This window comes from Geothrix sp., from assembly GCF_049292215.1.
Classification (GTDB): Bacteria; Acidobacteriota; Holophagae; order Holophagales; family Holophagaceae; genus Geothrix.
Window position 1 is genome coordinate 101,061 of sequence record NZ_JBATQW010000023.1, and the last position, 18,443, is coordinate 119,503.

At 67.0% G+C, this 18,443-nt stretch carries 14 protein-coding genes; 9 read left to right on the plus strand and 5 right to left on the minus strand.

The annotated features are described in order from the left end of the window. Positions 1 to 4: 4 nt before the first annotated feature. Genes bioB through WAS25_RS04165 form a run of 3 tightly spaced genes read right to left on the minus strand, consistent with a single transcriptional unit; the run spans position 5 to position 3,597 of the window. On the minus strand, positions 5 to 955 hold the full coding sequence (gene bioB, locus WAS25_RS04155) for a biotin synthase BioB (RefSeq protein ID WP_422310247.1): 951 nt from the start codon (positions 953 to 955) through the stop codon (positions 5 to 7). Positions 956 to 994: 39 nt separating this feature from the next. Beyond that, positions 995 to 1,693 (minus strand): response regulator, encoded by a 699-nt coding sequence (locus WAS25_RS04160; protein ID WP_422310248.1) that lies wholly within the window; start codon positions 1,691 to 1,693, stop codon positions 995 to 997. Continuing rightward, entirely contained in the window at positions 1,690 to 3,597 is a 1,908-nt protein-coding gene (locus WAS25_RS04165; RefSeq protein ID WP_422310249.1) for an ATP-binding protein, read from the minus strand. Before WAS25_RS04165 ends, WAS25_RS04160 begins: the two co-directional genes overlap by 4 nt. Before the next feature lie 137 nt (positions 3,598 to 3,734). On the opposite strand from WAS25_RS04165, the gene WAS25_RS04170 reads away from it, so the two are divergent. From WAS25_RS04170 to WAS25_RS04185, 4 genes are all read left to right on the plus strand, one after another. Beyond that, positions 3,735 to 4,970 carry an ammonium transporter gene (locus tag WAS25_RS04170; RefSeq protein ID WP_422310328.1) on the plus strand — a complete coding sequence of 412 codons (1,236 nt, stop codon included), beginning with the start codon at positions 3,735 to 3,737 and terminating at the stop codon, positions 4,968 to 4,970. Positions 4,971 to 5,232: 262 nt separating this feature from the next. Beyond that, positions 5,233 to 7,359, plus strand: a complete 2,127-nt coding sequence (locus WAS25_RS04175) for an alpha-ketoacid dehydrogenase subunit alpha/beta (protein WP_422310250.1) — start codon at positions 5,233 to 5,235, stop codon at positions 7,357 to 7,359. 41 nt (positions 7,360 to 7,400) lie between these two features. After that, a complete protein-coding gene (locus tag WAS25_RS04180) occupies positions 7,401 to 8,192 on the plus strand; it encodes a hypothetical protein (protein ID WP_422310251.1) in 792 nt (263 codons plus the stop codon). A 184-nt stretch (positions 8,193 to 8,376) separates the two neighbouring features. Continuing rightward, positions 8,377 to 8,580 carry a cold-shock protein gene (locus tag WAS25_RS04185; protein WP_243287678.1) on the plus strand — a complete coding sequence of 68 codons (204 nt, stop codon included), beginning with the start codon at positions 8,377 to 8,379 and terminating at the stop codon, positions 8,578 to 8,580. A 67-nt stretch (positions 8,581 to 8,647) separates the two neighbouring features. On the opposite strand, the gene WAS25_RS04190 is transcribed toward WAS25_RS04185, so the two are convergent. After that, entirely contained in the window at positions 8,648 to 8,998 is a 351-nt protein-coding gene (locus WAS25_RS04190) for a hypothetical protein (RefSeq protein ID WP_422310252.1), read from the minus strand. 149 nt (positions 8,999 to 9,147) lie between these two features. Between WAS25_RS04190 and WAS25_RS04195 the strand changes: the two genes are divergently transcribed. Genes WAS25_RS04195 through WAS25_RS04215 form a run of 5 tightly spaced genes read left to right on the plus strand, consistent with a single transcriptional unit; the run spans position 9,148 to position 16,177 of the window. After that, positions 9,148 to 9,822 (plus strand): CerR family C-terminal domain-containing protein, encoded by a 675-nt coding sequence (locus WAS25_RS04195; RefSeq protein ID WP_422310253.1) that lies wholly within the window; start codon positions 9,148 to 9,150, stop codon positions 9,820 to 9,822. A gap of 2 nt (positions 9,823 to 9,824) precedes the next feature. Further along, positions 9,825 to 11,138 (plus strand): TolC family protein, encoded by a 1,314-nt coding sequence (locus WAS25_RS04200; protein WP_422310254.1) that lies wholly within the window; start codon positions 9,825 to 9,827, stop codon positions 11,136 to 11,138. A 25-nt stretch (positions 11,139 to 11,163) separates the two neighbouring features. Beyond that, positions 11,164 to 12,276, plus strand: coding sequence for an efflux RND transporter periplasmic adaptor subunit (locus tag WAS25_RS04205; protein WP_422310255.1), 1,113 nt, complete (start codon positions 11,164 to 11,166; stop codon positions 12,274 to 12,276). 3 nt (positions 12,277 to 12,279) lie between these two features. After that, entirely contained in the window at positions 12,280 to 15,480 is a 3,201-nt protein-coding gene (locus WAS25_RS04210; protein ID WP_422310256.1) for an efflux RND transporter permease subunit, read from the plus strand. Then, a complete protein-coding gene (locus WAS25_RS04215) occupies positions 15,473 to 16,177 on the plus strand; it encodes a nitroreductase family protein (RefSeq protein WP_422310257.1) in 705 nt (234 codons plus the stop codon). The genes WAS25_RS04210 and WAS25_RS04215 overlap by 8 nt, the downstream gene beginning before the upstream one ends. Here the strand turns inward: WAS25_RS04215 and WAS25_RS04220 are convergent. Continuing rightward, entirely contained in the window at positions 16,143 to 18,437 is a 2,295-nt protein-coding gene (locus tag WAS25_RS04220; protein WP_422310258.1) for a response regulator, read from the minus strand. The two genes, WAS25_RS04215 and WAS25_RS04220, sit on opposite strands and share 35 nt — an antisense overlap. Between the last annotated feature and the right edge of the window lie 6 nt (positions 18,438 to 18,443).

An 18,443-nucleotide genomic window follows, 5' to 3' on the forward strand; every position in this document is an offset into this window, starting at 1 on the left:
GGGGTCAGACCCTCGCCGTGGCGCCTTCCACTCGCATGCCGAGGGCGTTCAGTAGCCAGTGGTCGTGGTTGCCGCCGGGGTTGGGGGTGGTGAGGAGCTTCTCGCCGGTGAAGATGCTGTTGGCGCCCACGAAGAAGCACAGGGCTTGCAACTCGTCGCTCATCTGCGTGCGCCCCGCGCTGAGCCGGATGCGACTCTTGGGGAACAGGATGCGGGCCGTGGCGATCATGCGCACGAGTTCGAGCGGAGGCAGGGGCTCCACGTTCGCCAGGGGCGTGCCGTCCACAGCCACGAACTGGTTGATGGGGATGCTCTCCGGCGCGGGATCGAGCTCGGTCAGCTCCTGGAGGAAGTGGATGCGCTGGTCGATGGTCTCGCCCATGCCCACGATGCCACCCGAACACACTTCCAGCCCTGCGGCACGGACGGCCGCGATGGTCTCCAGGCGCTCGTCGAATTTGCGGGTGTGGATGATGGTCTCGTAGAAGTCGCGGCTGCTGTCGATGTTGTGGTTGTAGACCTGGCAGCCCGCGGCCTTCAGGCGCCTGGCCTGGGCCTCGTTGAGCATGCCGAGGGTGACGCAGACCTCCATGCCCATGCTGGATACGCCGCTCACCATGCCGAGCACGGCGTCGAAGTTGGCGTCGTCCTTCACCTCACGCCAGGCGGCACCCATGCAGTAACGGGTGGAGCCGTTGGCCTTGGCCTCCGCGGCCCCGGCCAGCACCTTCGTCACATCCTTGAGGGGTTCCACCTTCAGCGCCGTGTTGTAGCGCGCGCTCTGGGGGCAGTAGGCGCAGTCCTCTGGGCAAGCGCCGGTCTTGATGGAATCCAGGGTGCAGAACTGGATCTCCTCCGCGTTCCAGTGCTGCCGGTGGGCCGTGGCCGCCCGGTAGAGCAGCTCGGGCACGGGCAGGTCGTGGATGGCGCGGATCTCGGCGGGGGACAGGGACATGGGCAGCTCGCAAAACGCCGATTGTACCTGATCCTGCGATCAATCCCCGGGCGCCTCCAGATTCAGCCGGTAGCCCACGTTCGGCTCGGTGATGAAATGCCGAGGCCGGGTGGGATCCGCCTCCAGCTTCTTGCGGAGCATGGCCATGTAGATGCGCAGGTAGTGGGTGTTGCCTTCGCCCCCGGGACCCCAGACTTCGGCCAGCAGCTGGCTGTGGGTGGCCACCTTGCCCTGGCGTCGCGTCAGGGCCTCGAGCAGGCGGTATTCGAGGGTCGTTAGCTTGACCTGACTTCCCTCCAGGCTGACCTCGCGCCGCTCGAGGTCGACCCGAAGGCCCCCGCTGCACACCACCGGTTCGGTCACATCGGGCTGAAGGGTGTGGCGCAGGGCCACGCGGATCCTCGCCAGCAATTCCCCGGCGCCAAAGGGCTTGGCGAGGTAGTCGTCGGCGCCATGGTCGAGGGCCAGCACCTTGTCGCGCTCCTGGTTGCGGGCGCTGAGGATCATCACCGGCTTCCGGCTCCAGCTCCGCAGCTCCTTCAGCACCGCCATGCCGTCGAGGTCGGGCAGGCCGAGGTCCAGCAGCACCAATTCCGGGTTGTGGCTGCGCGCCATGGCGAGGCCCTCGGTGGCGGTGGAGGCGCTCAGGACCTGGTAGCCCTGGCCGGTGAGGGTGGGAACGAGGAAGCGCCGGAGGGCCTCCTCGTCCTCGACGATGAGGATCAGCGGCTGGTTCACGGGGCGACCTCGGGCAGGTCGGGGGGGACGCCGTCCAGGGGGAGGGCCAGCTGGAAGCAGGAGCCGCCGCCGGGCCGGTCCTCCACGTGGATCCTGCCTCCATGGGCCTGGACGATGGCTCGGCAGATAGCGAGACCCAGGCCCACACCGCCTTCGCGCGCCTCGGGAAGGCGGAAGAACTTATCGAAGATCCGGTCCTGGTAGCCCGCTGGAATGCCCGGTCCGCGGTCGGCCACCTCCAGGTGGACCCAGCCCGGCTCCTCCCAGGCCCGCAGGGTCATGTCCCGCCCTGGGGCATGCCGCTGGGCATTGGTCAGGAGGTTGACCAGCACCTGCTCAATGAGCACCGCGTCCAGCGGCACCAGGGGCAGTGCTTCCGGAAGGTCCACCCGCACCGGCAGGAGGCCCTGGCGTTTTTCCAACCGGCCCAGGGATGAGCCCACGACTTCCTCCAGGGGCTGCCACTCCTTCTGCACCTGGATCGCCCCGCTCTCCAAGCGCGTGAGGTCGAGGATGTTCCCTAGCAGGTGGGCCAGCCGCTCGCTCTCGTCCTGGATCATGGTGAGCAGGTCGCGGCGCGCGGAGTCCGTGAGGTATCCGGGTAGCAGAAGGCTCCCCGCCGCGCCGTGGATGGCGGCCAGGGGCGTCCGCAGGTCATGGCCGATGGCGCCCAGCAGGGTGCTGCGCAGGCGCTCGGTCTCGCTTTCGACCTGGGCCCTGCGGGCCTCCTCGAGCCAGCGCAAGCGCTCCAGGGCCAGGGCGATCTGAACGGCGAAGGCCTTCAGCAACTCCCAGGTCTCCGGCGGCAGGCCGGTGGATTCTTCTGGCAGCACATGGAGGACGCCCTCACTGCGATCGGTCCCGGTCAGGGAGAGGCAATAGGCATTCCCGAGGATCAGGGGTTCCAGCGGGTCACCGGGGTGTTCCCCCGCGTCGAGCCGGGCAAGGAGCTCTGCCGATGGCGGCAATCCGATGGCGTGGGAGGAGGGTGGGGAGGTCTGCCAACCGGTCGGCAGGGCCAGCAGCAGGGAGGCCTCGGCCTTGAAAACCGTGTGGATGTGCTCGGCAGCAGTGGCCGCCACCTCCTCGGGGCTGCGACTCCGGCCCAGGGCGCGGCCCAGCAGGTAGAGGGAGGCCGTGTGCACCTCCCGGCGGTGCACTTCGCGGGCCTGTCGGCGCAGGCGGTGCAGGAGGCCAACCACAGCCTGGGCGGCGAGCAGCATGGCGAGAAAGAAGAGCAGGTTGGGCCAGTGGCCGGAGGCGCTGCTGAACCGGGGTGTCTCCAGCAGGAATTTGTAGAGGAGGGCGCCCAGGACCGAGGCGAGCAAGGACAGCCGCTGACCCCAGTGGTGGGCGATGTAGGTCACCGCAGCCAGGTAAACCGGAAGGACGAGGGCGATGTCGCCTTCCCCGGGCAACAGCCAGGCCACGCCCGAGGCGGCTCCCAGAACAGTCATGGCCCCCACCATGGCGCCAAACCCAGTGCCTTGGGCGGCCTGAACCGTGGCGGGGCTCCGGTCGTCCATGACCTCGATGTGGGCGTCCAGTCCCCGGCGCTGCAACTCGTCCGCCGTAGAATGGCCGATCCGCGCCCAGGGCCACCGGTCCTGGGAACGACCAAGAAGCAGGACCTGTGCATGGGTGTTGCGGGTCACCTCGGTCAGCCCCTGGGCCAGGGTCGGGGCCTGGACGATCCGGATGTCCGCCCCGAGGCGCTGGGCCTCCTGGAGCCAGACCCGGACCTGCTCGGCATCCTCTGTGAACCTGGAACTGCCGGTCTCCACGTGGACGGCGATCCAGGGTGACGAGCGCTCCCGGGACAGGCGGAGCCCGGCTTGGATCAGGCGGAGCGAGCGGGCCTCGGATCCGAGGGCCACGAGGATGGGGCGAGCCGGTGCTTCCATGGAGGTTTCAGGGTAGACGCTGGGCCCGCATAAAAAGCGCGTAAAAAGTGGCTGCGGCGGACCCAGGTCACAGGCCCTCATCACCATACTTCCGACTTCCGGCAGGTTCGGATTCGGAGGTTTCTTTTATGGCGCCCATGCCAATCAATACCGGAAATACAGCATTCATGCTGATCTGCTGCAGCCTGGTCATGCTCATGACGCCGGGCTTGGCCTTCTTCTACGGCGGGCTGGTGGGGCGCAAGAACACCCTGGCCATCATGATCCAGAGCTTCGTGAGCCTGGGCTGGACCACGGTGCTGTGGTTCGCCTTCGGCTATTCCATGAGCTTCGGCCCCAGCTGGCACGGCATCATCGGCAGCCCCTCGTACTACGCGTTCCTGAATCACGTGGATCTCGGCGCCATGTTCACCCTGGGTGGCAACGACGCCGGCATCCCCCTGGTGGTGCACATCGCCTACCAGATGATGTTCGCCATCATCACCCCCGCCCTCATCACCGGCGCCTTCGCCAACCGCGTGACCTTCAAGGCCTACATGATCTTCCTCACGGCCTGGCTGGTCTTCGTCTACTTCCCCTTCTGCCACATGGTCTGGCATCCCGACGGCCTGCTGGCCAAGTGGGGCGTGCTGGACTTCGCCGGCGGCATCGTGGTGCACAACACCGCGGGCATGGCCGCCCTGGCGTCGATCCTCTACGTGGGCAAGCGCAAGGTGGTGGAGAACATCCCCCACAGCGTGCCCCTCATCGCCCTGGGCACCGGCCTGCTCTGGTTCGGCTGGTACGGCTTCAACGCCGGGTCCCAGTTCCGGGTAGACAGTGTCACGGCTTCCGCCTTCCTCAACACAGACATCGCCGCCTCCTTCGCCGCCGCCACCTGGCTCTTTGTGGAATGGACGAACGCGCGCCAACCCAAGTTCGTGGGCCTGCTGACGGGCGCCGTGGCGGGTCTCGCCACCATCACCCCCGCCGCCGGCTTTGTCTCCCCTGCCACCGCCGCCCTCATCGGCGTGCTGTCCGGTGTCATCTGCTACTACGCGGTGGCCCTGAAGAACAAGCTGGGCTGGGATGATGCCCTGGACGTCTGGGGGGTGCACGGGGTCGGTGGCTTCATCGGTGTGATCTTCCTCGGCCTCTTCGCCTCGAAGGCATGGAATCCCGCCGGTGTGGATGGCCTGTTCCGGGGCAACCCGTCCTTCTTCTTCAAGCAGTGCGCGGCGGTGGCCATCTCCTCCATTTGGGCCTTCGGCTTCACCTACGTGATGCTATGGATCATCGACCGGATCACCCCGGTGCGTGTGACCCTGGCCGCCGAGGAAAAGGGCCTCGATGCCGAGCTGCAGGGCGAGGAGGCCTACCCTCAGGGGCTCTGAGTTTTCGGGGCCCTGAGAGAATGGGGGCTGCCAGCACAACAGGGGCGGTCCCTTCGTGGGGCCGCCCCTTGCCCTTTCGGGAGGCTCGTTCAGGCGGGAAGTTTATCGACCGCAGTGTCGTTAATTGATCTGTGGCGGTCTGTGCTCTCGCCTCATTTCTTGTGGAATGAACCCCTAGAACATGGAACATACCGGTAGGAATTCGGGCAATCATTCCACGTGCTAGATTGGGCCACTGACCACCCTGGTGAGAGGAGTGCCTGTGGCCGAACATGCTGTCCAGCCTGCGATCGCCACAAGCTTGACCCGCGAGCAACGGGTTCGGCTGTACCGGACCATCTACGCGGCCCGCCGGATCGACGACAAGGAGATCACGGGCAAGCGCCAGAACAAGGTCTTCTTCCAGATCAACGGCGTGGGGCACGAGGCGGTCCAGGCTGCGGCGGCCATGGTGTTCCGTCCCGGCCACGACTGGTTCTTCTTCTACTACCGCGACCGGGCCCTGGCCTACGGTCTGGGCTACACGGCGCGGGAGATGTTCCTGGGCTCCGTGGGTGCCGTGGACGACCCCGCCAGCGGCGGCCGCCAGATGCCCAGCCATTGGGGCCACAAGGGCCTCAACATCTTCACGACGTCGAGCCCCACCGGCAGCCAGTTCCTGCAGGCCGTGGGCGCGGTCGAGGCGGTGGTCCGCGCCGAGCAGTGCGGTGTCTCTGAACAGCTCGGCATCAAGGCCGACGAGGTGGCCCTGGTGACCACCGGCGACGGCACCTGCAGCCAGGGCGAGTTCTGGGAGGCCATCAGCAACGCCGTGAACCTGAAGGCCCCCGTGGTGTTCCTGGTGGAGGACAACGGCTACGCCATCAGTACTCCCAGCGAAGTGCAATACCCCGGCGGCAACGTGGCGGCCCTCCTGCAGGGCTATGCGGAGCACGGCCTGCTGATCCTGGACGAGGTGGACGGCTGCGATCCCATCGCCAGCTACGAGGCCCTGAAGCAGGCCGCCGACCACGCCCGTTCGCGCAAGGGGCCGGCCCTGGTGCGGGCCAAGGTGATCCGTCCCTACAGCCACTCGCTCTCGGATGACGAGCAGCTCTACAAATCCAAGGCCCAGCGCGAGGCCGAGGCCCAGCGGGATCCGGTGCTCACCTACGCCGAGTTCCTGGTGGCTTCGGGTGATCTGACCGAAGCCCAGCTGCAGATGCTGAGAGAAGAGGTGCAGGCCGAGATCGATGCGGCCTGGGAGGAGGCTGACGCCGCCCCCCGGCCCGAGCCCGGCAGCTACTACCGCCACCTCTACAGCGAGGAGGTCGATCCGACTTCCATCGCCTTCGACACCGAGTACGCCCCGGGCGACCAGGAAGTCGGCAAGAAGACCATGCTCGACCTCATCAACGCCACGCTGAAGCACGAGATGGCGCGGGATCCGCGCATTCTGGTCTTCGGCGAGGATGTGGCCGATGCCAGCCGTGAGGACATCCTCGACGAGGTGAAGGGCAAGGGGGGCGTCTTCAAGACCACCCACGGACTGCAGAAACAGTTCGGCGCCCACCGGGTGTTCAACACGCCCCTGGCCGAGGCCACCATCGTGGGCCGCGGCATCGGCCTGGCGGCGCGGGGCTTCAAGCCCGTGGCCGAGATCCAGTTCTTCGACTACATCTGGCCCGCCATGCAGCAGCTGCGGGACGAGCTGGCCAACATCCGCTGGCGCTCCCACGGCGCCTTCAAGGCACCCATGGTGATCCGCGTGCCCATCGCGGGCTACCTCATGGGCGGCGCCACCTACCACAGCCAGTGCGGCGAGAGCACCTTCACCCACATCCCGGGCCTGCGCGTGATCTGCCCCAGCAACGCCCTGGACGCGGCCGGCCTTCTGCGCACGGCCATCCGCTGCGACGACCCGGTGCTGTTCCTGGAACCCAAGCACCTCTATCGGCAGACCCACAACAAGGGCAATGACCCCGGCCCCGACTTCATGATCCCCTTCGGCAAGGCGCGCACCGTGCGCGAGGGTGCCGACCTGTCTGTCATCACCTATGGATGCACCGTCCACCGGGCCGTTCAGGCTGCCCGCGAGGCCGAGAAGGAAGGGATCTCCGTCGAGATCATCGATCTCCGCAGTCTCAATCCCTACGACTGGTCCGCCATCGAGCGCACCGTGAAGAAGACCCATCGCGTGATCGTGGCCCATGAGGACACCCTCAGCTGGGGCTACGGCAGCGAGATCGCGGCGCGCATCGCCGACGAGTTGTTCTTCCACCTCGATGCCCCCGTGCGCCGGGTGGCGGCCAAGGACACCTGGGTGGCCTACTACCCCGCGCTGGAGGACGAGATCCTGCCCCAGCCCAAGGACTTCCTCGAGGCCTACCGGAAGCTCATGGCGGTCTGAGCGAACAAGGGCGCTAGGATGGGCCTGTGTCCGGAGGCCCCATGCGCAAGGTTCTGGTCCTGCTCTGTCTCGGTGGGGTGACCGCCTTCGCCCAAATCGGCAGCTCGTCGCAATACAGCGCAGCACCGCAGCTGGACTGGACCTTCGGGGTCCACCGGAGCCAGCCCACCTTCTCCGCCACGGCGGTCGGCACCAAGGATGGCAAGGCCTCGCTGGTGGATACGGATGCGGACCTCGGGCTGGGCCGCTCGGGCAGCCCCACCGGCGCCTTCCTGGAATACTCGGGACAAGCGCATGGGTTCAGGCTGGGCTACGACGCCCTCCGCTTCGAGGGGGAACGGACCCTGACGCGGGACATCATGCTGGATGGCCAGCCCTATTCGGCCGGGACGGGTCTCCGGTCAAAGGCGAAGTTCATGGTGCTCGAGGGGCTCTACACCTACAAATTCCTCCGCCAGGCCGATGCCTGGGTCGGGCTCGACCTGGGAGCCCAGGTCCTGAAGACGGAGCTCTCCGCCCTCACACTCTCCGGACCACCCGCCTCTTCTGCCATCAGTCCAACCCTGGTCCTCCCCCAGGTGGGCATCTCGGGGTGGTCTTCCGGGGCCGGGGGGCTCCTCGAGTCCCGGGTCTTCTACCGCTATTTCCGTTTGCACGGAGCCAGTTTTTCCCGCTATGGACTGGATGCCCGGGCCTACCTGTATCCCCGGTTCGGCCTGAGGGTCTTCTACGAGGCGGCCACCGCCAAGGCGCCGGCCGGCTCCACCCAGGGCAACCTGGACCTCCGGGCGGATTCCAGACTGTCCGGTTTGGGCCTGGTGATCCGCTTCTGAGAGAGCGCCAGGACCTCAGTGCGCCCAGAACAGGATTGGTTGCAAAAAAAAAGTATGGACCGGGGCAATCCTGTCATGCTGTTCGCGTGACCCGCCAGGGGCGGACCTCACGCCTATGCAATGACGGCCTTGTCTGGGGAAAGTCATCGCTACAACATCACCAGACATACTGCAGGAAACAGTCATGGCTCAAGGCACCGTCAAGTGGTTCAACGCTGAAAAGGGCTTCGGCTTCATCACCCCCGACGAGGGCGGCGCTGACCTCTTCGTCCACCACACCGCCATCCAGGGCGGTGGCTTCCGCACCCTGGACGAGAACCAGCGCGTCAGCTTCGAAGTCGCCCAGGGCCAGAAAGGCCCTCAGGCCACCAACGTCCAGAAGCTCTAGTCACCCTCGCTTCACACAGAAAAGGCGGCCTTCTGGGCTGCCTTTTTTCGTTGGGCTTTAATCCGCTCTAGTGGTGTCCGTGTCCGTGGTCGTCGGCCACGGCGGGCTTGCCGATGAACTCGGCCTTTCGGCCCAGGAAGATCACCCAGAGGCCGTAGAGGGCCAGGGCTCCTAGCCCCACCGCCATGAAGGCAGGACGGAGGGCGGCGAGCCCGGGGGCGCGGAAGCCCAGGAGGCCGAGGATGGCGCCGATAAAACCGATGCTGATGAGCAGAATTCCCCAGCGTGCCGCGGCCACCGGGCTCTGGCCCACTTCCTCGGGCAGGGTGCCGAGTGGGGTCTTGATCTCACCGGCCACATGGGTGCCCTGGAAAATGAGGACGACGAACAGGATGAAATAGAAGACCAGGAAGAGCATGGGCTGACTCCGAAGGGATCCAGGATCGCATGGGGTAGTCATAGATGCGATGGCGCAGGACAAAATTCCCGGGTTGACAACATCAAACGATTGATTAATATGAATTCGTGGCTTAATCATTCGATTGATTGATAGTGCGAGGCACCTCCATGAACCTTCCCGTCCTGCAGGCAGACACCCGGACCCGCCTCATCGAATCGGCCATCCTCCACTTCGCGGCCAAGGGCTACGATGGCACCGGCATCCGGGAGATCGCCAAAAGCGCCCAGGCCAACTCGGCCCTGGTGGCCTACCACTTCTGCGGCAAAGAGGGGCTCTACCTGGAGGCCCTCAAGGCGATCTTCTCCCGCAAGGTCTCGCCCGTATCCCTGCTGGCCGGTCTGCCCCCGCCCGGGTCGCCCGGGGCCCGGAAGGCCGCCCTCCAGGGCTTCCAGGACTACATCCGCGCCTTCACCACCGAGATCATGTCCTGCCAGGGGGCCGACCCTATCGATGAGGCGGCCATGGTGCTCATGTCCAGGGAGATGCAGTCCCCCCGGGCGGCCTCCTCGGCGCTGCTGGTCGAACACATCCAGCCCTACGTCACCTATCTGACAAACTGCCTCCAGATCCTGCGGCCGGACCTGGATGAGGACGCGCTCTTCGCCATGGGCGTGAGCATCCAGGGACTGATGATCCACTTCCGGAACTCCCTGGGCATCATCCGCCTCATTAGAGGCAACCCGGCCTACCCCGATGACCTGGGCAGGGTCATCCAGCACTTCATCGATTTCAGCCTGCGGGGACTTGGCGTCCCCGAGGCCTTCCCGCAGCCGAGGAACTGACCATGCTCCTGATCTCACCGCCTGCGCTCCAGGCTCCACTCTTGACGCCCCCCCCTGCGGAGAGGCCCCAGGCCCCGCTTGCGCTGGACCTCTCCGGGGCCCTGTCCCGGGCCCGGTCCGAGAACGCCATGCTCCGCGCCGCCAAGGCCCGCATCGACGAGCGCCGCGGCCTCATCACCACCACTCGGGCCGACGCACTGCCTCAGCTGACCCTGGTGGGCGACTTCACCCGGGCGCGGGACGTGTCCATCCTCAACAGCGGCTTCGCAGACAGCGCCGCCAACTTCGGCCTGTCCCCGGACTCCCTGGTGGGGGCCCGCAGCATCTACACCACCCAGGCCAACCTCACGCAGCCCCTCTTCTACTGGGGCAAGCTGGGCACGGCCGTGGACATCGCCCTGATGGGTGAGCAGGAAGCCTCCCTGGCCTACACCACCTCGGAGCTGGACGTACTCCATGGCGTGGCCAAGGCCTACCTGGCGGTCCTGGCAGCCCAGGCGGAACAAGAGGTCATCGAAAGCCGACGCAGGACCGCCGAGCAGTTCGTGTCGGACGTGAAGGCGCGGCTGGAGGCCCAGACGGCCACCGAGCTGGACCGCCTACGGGCTGAGAGCGAGTTCCTGGCCGTGATTCCCGAGGCCCTCCAGGCCGATGCCCAGGTGAAGCGGGCCCTTGAGGTCCTGAATGGGCAGCTGGGGCTGGATCCGAAGACGCCGCTCACCCTTGGCAGACTCGGGCTGCCGGAAGCCACCGCCAAGCCTGCAGGCGCCGAGCGCAGCGAACTGGCCCAGCTGAAGCAGCAGGAGGCGATGTACCGCGCCAACGACAAGATCATCAAGTCCGACCTGCGCCCGAAGTTCGACCTCAGCGCCAGCTACGGCTACCAGGCGGGCAAGTCGGACAACCTCTTCAAGGAACCCTACGACACCTGGAAGGTGAGCCTCACCATGAAGTTCCCGGTCTTCGATGGGCTGCGCAGCTCGGGCAAGCGGGCCCAGAACAACGCCCAGCTGGAGCAGGTGAAGCAGCTGCGCATGGACCGGGAGCGGTCCGTGGCCATCGAGCAGAGCAGCGCCGACCGCGAGCTGGAGAAGGCCATCGCGCTCAACGAGGCTGCGCACCGCGCCCATGATGCCGCCTTCGAGGCCCTCCGAATGAGCCGCGAAGCCTTCGACCAGGGTCTCATCACGTCGCTGGACCTGCTCCAGGCGGAGCGCGCGGAACGCCAGGCCGAAAGCCAGCGCCGCCGCGCCGAGCTGGGCCTCTGGTCCGCCCGCTTCGACCAGCGTCGATCCCTCGGCCTGCCCCCTCTGTGACCTTGACGAATCTCTGGAGCCGACCATGAACCGCCGAACCCTCTTCTACATCTCCCTGCCCATCGTGCTCATCGCCGGGGCCGCCACCTACCACCGCACACAGCGCAACAACGAGCTGAGCCATCAGGCCACCGTGAAGGGCGAAGGCACGGTGGCCGTCACCCTGGTCAGTGTCCAGGAGCGCACCTTCCGTCCCGCCGTAGCCTTCACTGGCACGCTGCTGGCCGTGAATCGCGCCGAGCTGAAGGCCGAGGTCACCGGCCGCGTCACCCGCGTGGCGGTGCAGGAGGGCGACACCGTCGCCGCCGGCGCCCTGCTCGGGGCCCAGGACGAGGATGACTACGCCCTGGGGGTGCAGGCTGCCGAGGCCCAGGCCGCCCAGGCCAGGGCCCAGGCGCTGCAGGCCCAGCGAGACAACGACCGCGCCGTGGCCTTGCTGGAGAAACGCAGCATCACGCGGCAGGCGGCCCAGCAGGCCGAGACGGCCTACCACGCCACCAAGGCCGCCGCCCAGGCCGCTGACAGCAACCTCGGCCTGGCCCGGCTCCGCCTGAAGAAGGCGCGCCTGGTGGCGCCTTTCGCGGGGCAGGTCGCCCGCCGTCTGGTGCAGCCCGGCGAGATGCTGAATCCCGGCCAGACCGCCTTCGAGGTGGTGGATAACCGGAAGCTCGAGATCCGCGCCGACCTGCCCACGGAGGCCATGGCCCAGATCAAGGTCGGCCAGCGGGCCACCTTCCGCGCCATCGGCCTGAACCAGCTCGTGGAAGGCCGCGTGGCGCAGGTGAGCCCCAGCCTCTCTCAGGACGGCCGCACGCTGCGGGTCCGCGTCGAGGTCGCCAATCCTGACGGCCTGCTCAAGGGCGGGCTCTTCGTGGAGGGCGTGATCCTGGGCGAAGGCGAAACCAAGACCCCCGCTCTGCCTGCCACCCTGCTGAAGGCCCAGGATCGCGATGCGGAGCTCTTCGTCGCCGAGCAGGGCGTGGCCGCCCGCCGCAAGGTAGTGCTGGGTCCAGAACAGGACGGCTACCGGCCCATCAGCGGTCTGCCCGTGGGCACGCAGGTCATCGACAGCGGCAAGGACCTGGTGGGTGTGGGCAGCCGCCTCCGCGTCGCCACCCCCGCCGCCGGGGGGAAGTGAGCCATGTTCCTATCTGATCTCTCCATCCGCCGGCCTGTCCTCACAGTCTGCATCATGCTGGCCTTGGTGGTGCTGGGCCTCTTCTCCGTCAAGAGCCTCGGTATCGACCAGTACCCCAACACGGACATCCCCACCGTCACCGTCTCCGTCATCTACCCCGGCGCCAGCCCCGAGTCCGTCAAGCAGGACGTGGTGCGCAAGATCGAGGAGGCCGTCAATCCCATCGAGAAGATTAAGGAGATCAGCTCCACCAGCCAGGAGGGCCTCGGCACCCTGGTGGTCCAGTTCCACCTGGGCCGCAACGTGGACAATGCGCTCAACGACGTGCGCACCAAGATCGGCCAGATCCGGCGGGACCTGCCCAACAACATCGAAGAACCGGTCATCTCCAAGTTCGACCCCGCCCAGCTGCCGGTGCTCTCCCTGGTGGTGCAGCCCGATGCCAAGCACCAGGGCATGAACGACCGGGAGCTCACCCGCATCGCCGAGGACTTCCTGAAGCGCCGCATCGAGAACATCCCCGGCGTGGGCAAGGTGGATCCGGCAGGTGTGAGCACCCGCGAGATCCTCGTGCAGATCGACCCCCAGAAGCTCGAAGCCAAGGGACTGGCCCTGGGGGCCGTGAAGAGCGCCCTGGCCAGCGACACCATGGCCATTCCCAGCGGCAACCTGCTCCAGGGCAGCCGCGAGGTCTCGGTGAAGGTGGACGCCAAGGCCCGGTCCGTGGACGACTTCAACCGCGTGATCGTGGGCAACAAGGAAGGACGCCCCATCGAGCTGCAGGAAGTGGCCAAGGTCGTGGACGGCATCAAGGAGAAGCGCAGCCTGGCCCGCCTGGGCGGCAAGGACGTGGTCGCCCTGGAGATCCAGCGGCAGACCGGCGGCAACACCGTGGCCATGGTCACGGCGGTGGAGAAAGCCCTCCACGAGCTGAAGCCCGAGCTCCAGAAGCAGGGCGTCGAGGTGGTCACGGCCAAGGACAACGCCCGCTTCATCATCAACAACGTGGAGGACGTGAACATCTCCATCTACGTGGGCGGCCTGCTCACGGTGATCATCGTGTTCTTCTTCCTGAAGAGCTGGCGCTCCACCCTCATCACCAGCCTCACCCTGCCCGTGTCCGTGATCTCGACCTTCATCGTCATGCGGGCCCTGGATTTCACCCTCAACACCATGACCCTCATGGGCCTCAGCCTGGCCATCGGCATCCTCATCGACGACGCCATCGTGGTCCGGGAGAACATCACCCGGCACGCGGAGATGGGCAAGGACCACGTCACGGCGGCCCGGGAGGGCACCGCCGAGATCGGCCCCGCCGTCATCGCCACCACCCTGTCGATCCTCGCGGTGTTCGTGCCCGTGGCCTTCATGGGCGGCATCGTGGGCAAGTTCTTCTTCCCCTTCGGCATCGTCGTGGCGTTTGCCGTGGCCGTGTCGCTGTTCGTGAGCTTCACCCTGGATCCCATGCTCAGCGCCGTGTGGCCCGACCCCGAGCACGAGAAGAGCGCCGACGGCCACGTGCACTACCAAGGCCGCAACTGGATCATGCGGAGCGTGGAGGCCTTCGGCCGGGTGCTCGACCGCTGGGAGCAGCTCTACAAGCGGGCCATCGAGTGGGCCCTCAATCACCGCTGGCAGGTCATGGTGGCGGGCGGGCTCAGCTGGGTGCTGGCCATGATGCTGGCCGGCCTGCTCGGCAACAACTTCATGCCCGACTTCGACCGGGGTGACCTGCAGGCGACCTTCAAGACCGAACCGGGGTCCAGCCTCGCCACCACCCGCGAAAAGGCACTGGCCCTGGAGACCGCCATCCAGGCCGTGCCCGGGGTCGAGTTCACCTACACGACCATCGGCACGGGGCTCAACGGCACCGTCAACAACGGCGGCATCTACGTGAAGCTCAAGGAGGGCCGCCGCCCCAACCATGTGAAGATCCGCCGCCAGATTCGCGAGGCTTTCCGCGCCATTCCCGGAGTGGATGCCGCTGTGGGCCCCGTGAACGACTGGGGCATGGCCTTCCCCATCATGGTGGCCGTGCAGGCGCCGGATCGCGACGCGGTCATCCGGGCCGTGCCCCTGGTGAAGGAGGCGCTGCAGAGCGTCCCCGGTGCCGTGGACATCACCACCAGCCTCGACAGCGGCAAGCCCGAGCTGCGGCTCGTCATCGACCGCAAGGCTGCTTCCGATCTGGGCGTGAGCCCGGCCCTGGTGGCCCAGATGGTGCGTCCGATGGTGGATGGCGAAAAGGTCGCCAAGTACGAAGACGAGCGGGGCGAGCAGCGGGACGTGCGGGTCCGGCTCGACGATCAGCAGCGCCGCTTCAGCACGCAGCTAGCCAACATGACGGTCGTGAGCACCAAGGACCTGGGCGGCGGCAAGCACCCGCTCGTGCGCCTCAACCAGGTTGTTCGCTTCGAGGAGGGCATCGCCCCAGCCAAGCTACAGCGCCACGACCTGATGGAAGAGGTGGAGGTGAACGCGAACTTCGACGGTTCCACCCTCGGCGAAGTCAGCGCCGGCGCCGCCAAGAAGGTGGCCGAGCTGAAGGCCAGTGGCCAGCTGCCGGAGGGGGTCCGCGTCGAGTTCCTGGGCCAGACCCGCGATCAGAAGGAGACCGCTGGCTACATGGGCACCTCGCTGCTGCTGGCCATCTTCTTCATCTACTTCGTGCTGGCCAGCCAGTTCGAGAGCTTCAAGCTGCCCATCGCCATCATGGCCAGCCTGCCCCTCTCCATGGTGGGCATGGTGCTCATGCTCCTCGTCACGGGCGACTCCATGTCCATGATGACCAGCATCGGCATGATCCTGCTCATGGGCCTGGTCACCAAGAACGCCATCCTGCTGGTGGATCATGCGCTGCATCTAGAGCGTGAGGAGGGCATCTCCCGCCGCCAGGCCATCATCCGGGCGGGCACCGTGCGGCTGCGGCCCATCCTCATGACCAGCTTCGCCATGATCGGGGGCATGCTGCCGCTCTTCCTGGCCCTGGGCGCCGGCGCCGAGATGCGGGCGCCCATGGCCCGGGCCGTGGTGGGGGGGCTCATCACCTCCACCCTGCTCACGCTGATCGTGGTGCCGGTGTTCTTCGAGATCCTGGAGGACTTCACCCTGGCCAAGGCCTGGACCTGGACGCGCCGCCGCCTCGGCATGACGGTCGTGGAGCCCGCGCCGGACCAGCCCCTCGCGGAGGCGCCGGATGCCTGATCCAGCCTTCTACACCGCCGTGGAGACCCGGCGCACGGTGCGGGATTTCCTGCCCGATCCTGTGCCGCAGGAGGTGCTCGACCGCAGCCTCGACGCGGCCCGTCTGGCCGCCAGCTCCAGCAACCTGCAGCCCTGGGAGTTCGTGGTCATCCGCGACCCCAGGGTCCGGCAGGCCGCCAATGCCGCCTGCCTGGACCAGCTGCCGGCCAAGACCGCTCCAGTCCTTATCGCGCTGGTGACCCATCGGGAAACTTGGCGCCGGAACCGGGACGAGATCCTGCGGATCTTCGAGGGCCGCGGGCCCATGCGGCCCAGCCAGGCTGCTTATTACCGGAAGATCATCCCGGTGATCTACACCACGGGGCCCTTCGGTCTTCTCGGGCCGCTGAAGCGGGCCGTCAGCCGCCTCGCCTCGCTCTTCAGGCCGACGCCGAATCTCATGTCCCGGGCAGATATCCGCGTCATGGCCCACAAGAGCACGGCCCTGGCTGCGGCCACCTTCATGCTCGCCCTGCGGGCCGAGGGCTACGACTCCTGTCCCATGGAGGGCTTCGATCCCTGGCGGGCCAAGGCCCTCCTCGGCCTGTCCCGGGGCGCCGAGGTGAACATGTTCCTGGCCGTGGGCAAGCGAACGGATAAAGGCGTGTGGTGGGATCGGGTGCTCATGCCCCGAGAGTGGGTGGTTCGGGAGCTCTGACCAGGTCCTCCCCTGCGATCAGGATGTCGTTGACGACCTTCCGTAGGTCGCGCACGGGATAGGGCTTCGGCAGGAACTGGGCCTGTCCCTGGGCCATTAGCTCCCGGGCGGCGGCGTCGGTGTCATAGCCGCTGCTGAGGATGATGGGAATGCCCGGCTGGATCCGCCGCAGCTCGGTGAAGGTCTCGATGCCATCCATGCGGGGCATGGTGAGGTCGAGCAGGACCAGCCGGATGCGGTCCCGGTGTTCCAGGAACCGGACCACGGCCTCGGCGCCGTCCTTGGCGCGGATGACATCGAAGCCCATGGACTCCAGGGCGGAGGCGGCGAAGTCCAGGACCATGGGCTCGTCGTCGGCCACCAGGGCCAGTCCCTGGAACACCCGCAGAGGGCCCGAGTCCTGTGGCGAGACAGGCTGAAGCTTTTCGCCGGTGGCGTGGAAGAGGATGCGGAAGGTCGTCCCCGCGCCAGGAATGCTACGGATGGCCATGCCGGCCCGGTGGGCCTTGAGGATTCCATGCATGGCAGACAGGCCCAGGCCATGGCCCTTGGGCTTGGTGGTGAAGAAGGGGTCGAAGATGCGCTCCACCAGTTCGGGGCCCATGCCGCAGCCCGTGTCGGTGACTTCGAGGATCGCGTAGCGCCCCGGGGTCAAGCCCTGGGCCGGACAGAGGGCCTCGAGCTGCGGCTGGTCGAAATCGTTCGTCAGGGTACGGACGGTGACGGCGCCGTCCCCCTGGCCGATGGCCTCCGCTGCGTTGGTCACCAGGTTCAGCACCACCTGCTGGATCTGGGCCGAGTCGGCCAGGATCGGGGGCAGGTCCGGAGCCAGATCGAGGTCCAGGTCCGCATTCTTGGCCAGGGTGACCTGCAGGAGGTGGGTCATCTCCGACACGACCTGGTTCAGATCCAGGGGCTTCACGACGAAGTGGCCGCGGCCGGCGTAGGCCAGCATCTGCCGGGTGAGATCGGTGGCCTTCTGGACCGCCTTCTCCGCCTGGTCCAGCGAGCGGCGGGCCGGATCCGCCGGGTCGAGGCGCATCTGCGCCAGGTTGAGGTTCCCCAGCACGGCGGCCAGCAGGTTGTTGAAGTCGTGGGCGATGCCCCCGGTGAGCACGCCGAGGCTCTCCAGCCGCTGGGTGTTCTGCAGGACCTCCTGATTGCGCAGCCGCTCGTCTTCGCGCTGGGCCAGGGCCTGGCTCGCGCGGCCCAGTTCCTCACCAAGCTGGGCGACCTCCCGGGAGGCGGCCCGCAGCTCGGGGCGGTGGTAGAGGTTGCCCCGGCCGATGTGCCGCGATGCGTGGACAAGGCGGCGGATGGGTCCAGCAATCACCCGGTTCCCCATGGTCCGGGCGGCCACCAGAGCGAGCAGGCCCGTCACTGCGAGTAGTGTCATGTTTCGGCGGTGAGCCTTCAGGCTCTCGCCCAGCACTTGATGCTCCGACCGCCCCACCTGGAGGAAGAGGTAGGGCCTGGATTGGCCGGTGGTACGGATCTGGTGGAAGGCGAAGAGGGTCGGCTGGCCATCCCTCCGGGGCGCCCAGTAGGTCCCCTCGTTTTCGCCGCCAAGGACACGACTGGCCTGGTCCGGAGGCAGGGTCTTCCCCACCAAGGTCCCGTATCGGTTGGAGATGTGGGTGAGGTGCAGCAGTACGGTGCCCGCATGGTCCAGCACCGCCAGGGAAGTTTCTGCAGGCAGTCCCGAGCGGTTGAACAGGTCCGCGTAGCCCTGCAGGTCGTAGGCGGCGGCCAGGACGGCGAGGAGCTCGCCCTGGTCGTTCATGACGGGGAGGGAGAAGTGGAGCACCGGTTTGCCGGTGTCCAGGTTGAGGACGTATTCGCCCACGGTAAAGCGCCGGGTTTCCACCGCCTCCCAGAAGTACTTGCGGTCCTTCCGCGGGATGGCGGGGCTGGGAATGGCAGCGGCGAAATTCATGCCTGCCGGGTCCAGGGCGAAGATGTTCACGAAGCGCGGATCCGCCTGCTGGATGGACCGCAGGGTGCGGCTGAAGGCGCGACCGTCCCCGCGCCGCAGTTCCGGCAGGAAGGAAAGCGTTGTCAGCATCTGCTGGACCGAGCTGGTCACCTGCTCCTGCTGGCTGGCCAGGTCCGCCACCACACGCAGGAGGTGTTCCTGGGCCCGCACCTTCGCAGCATTCCGGTGTTCAAGGTTGGAGGCGTATTGGATGGCGAGCGCCGGAAGCAGGGCCAGCAGCACCACCCAGGTCAGGTGGGTGCCGATGCTCCATCTGCGATTCACGGGTCC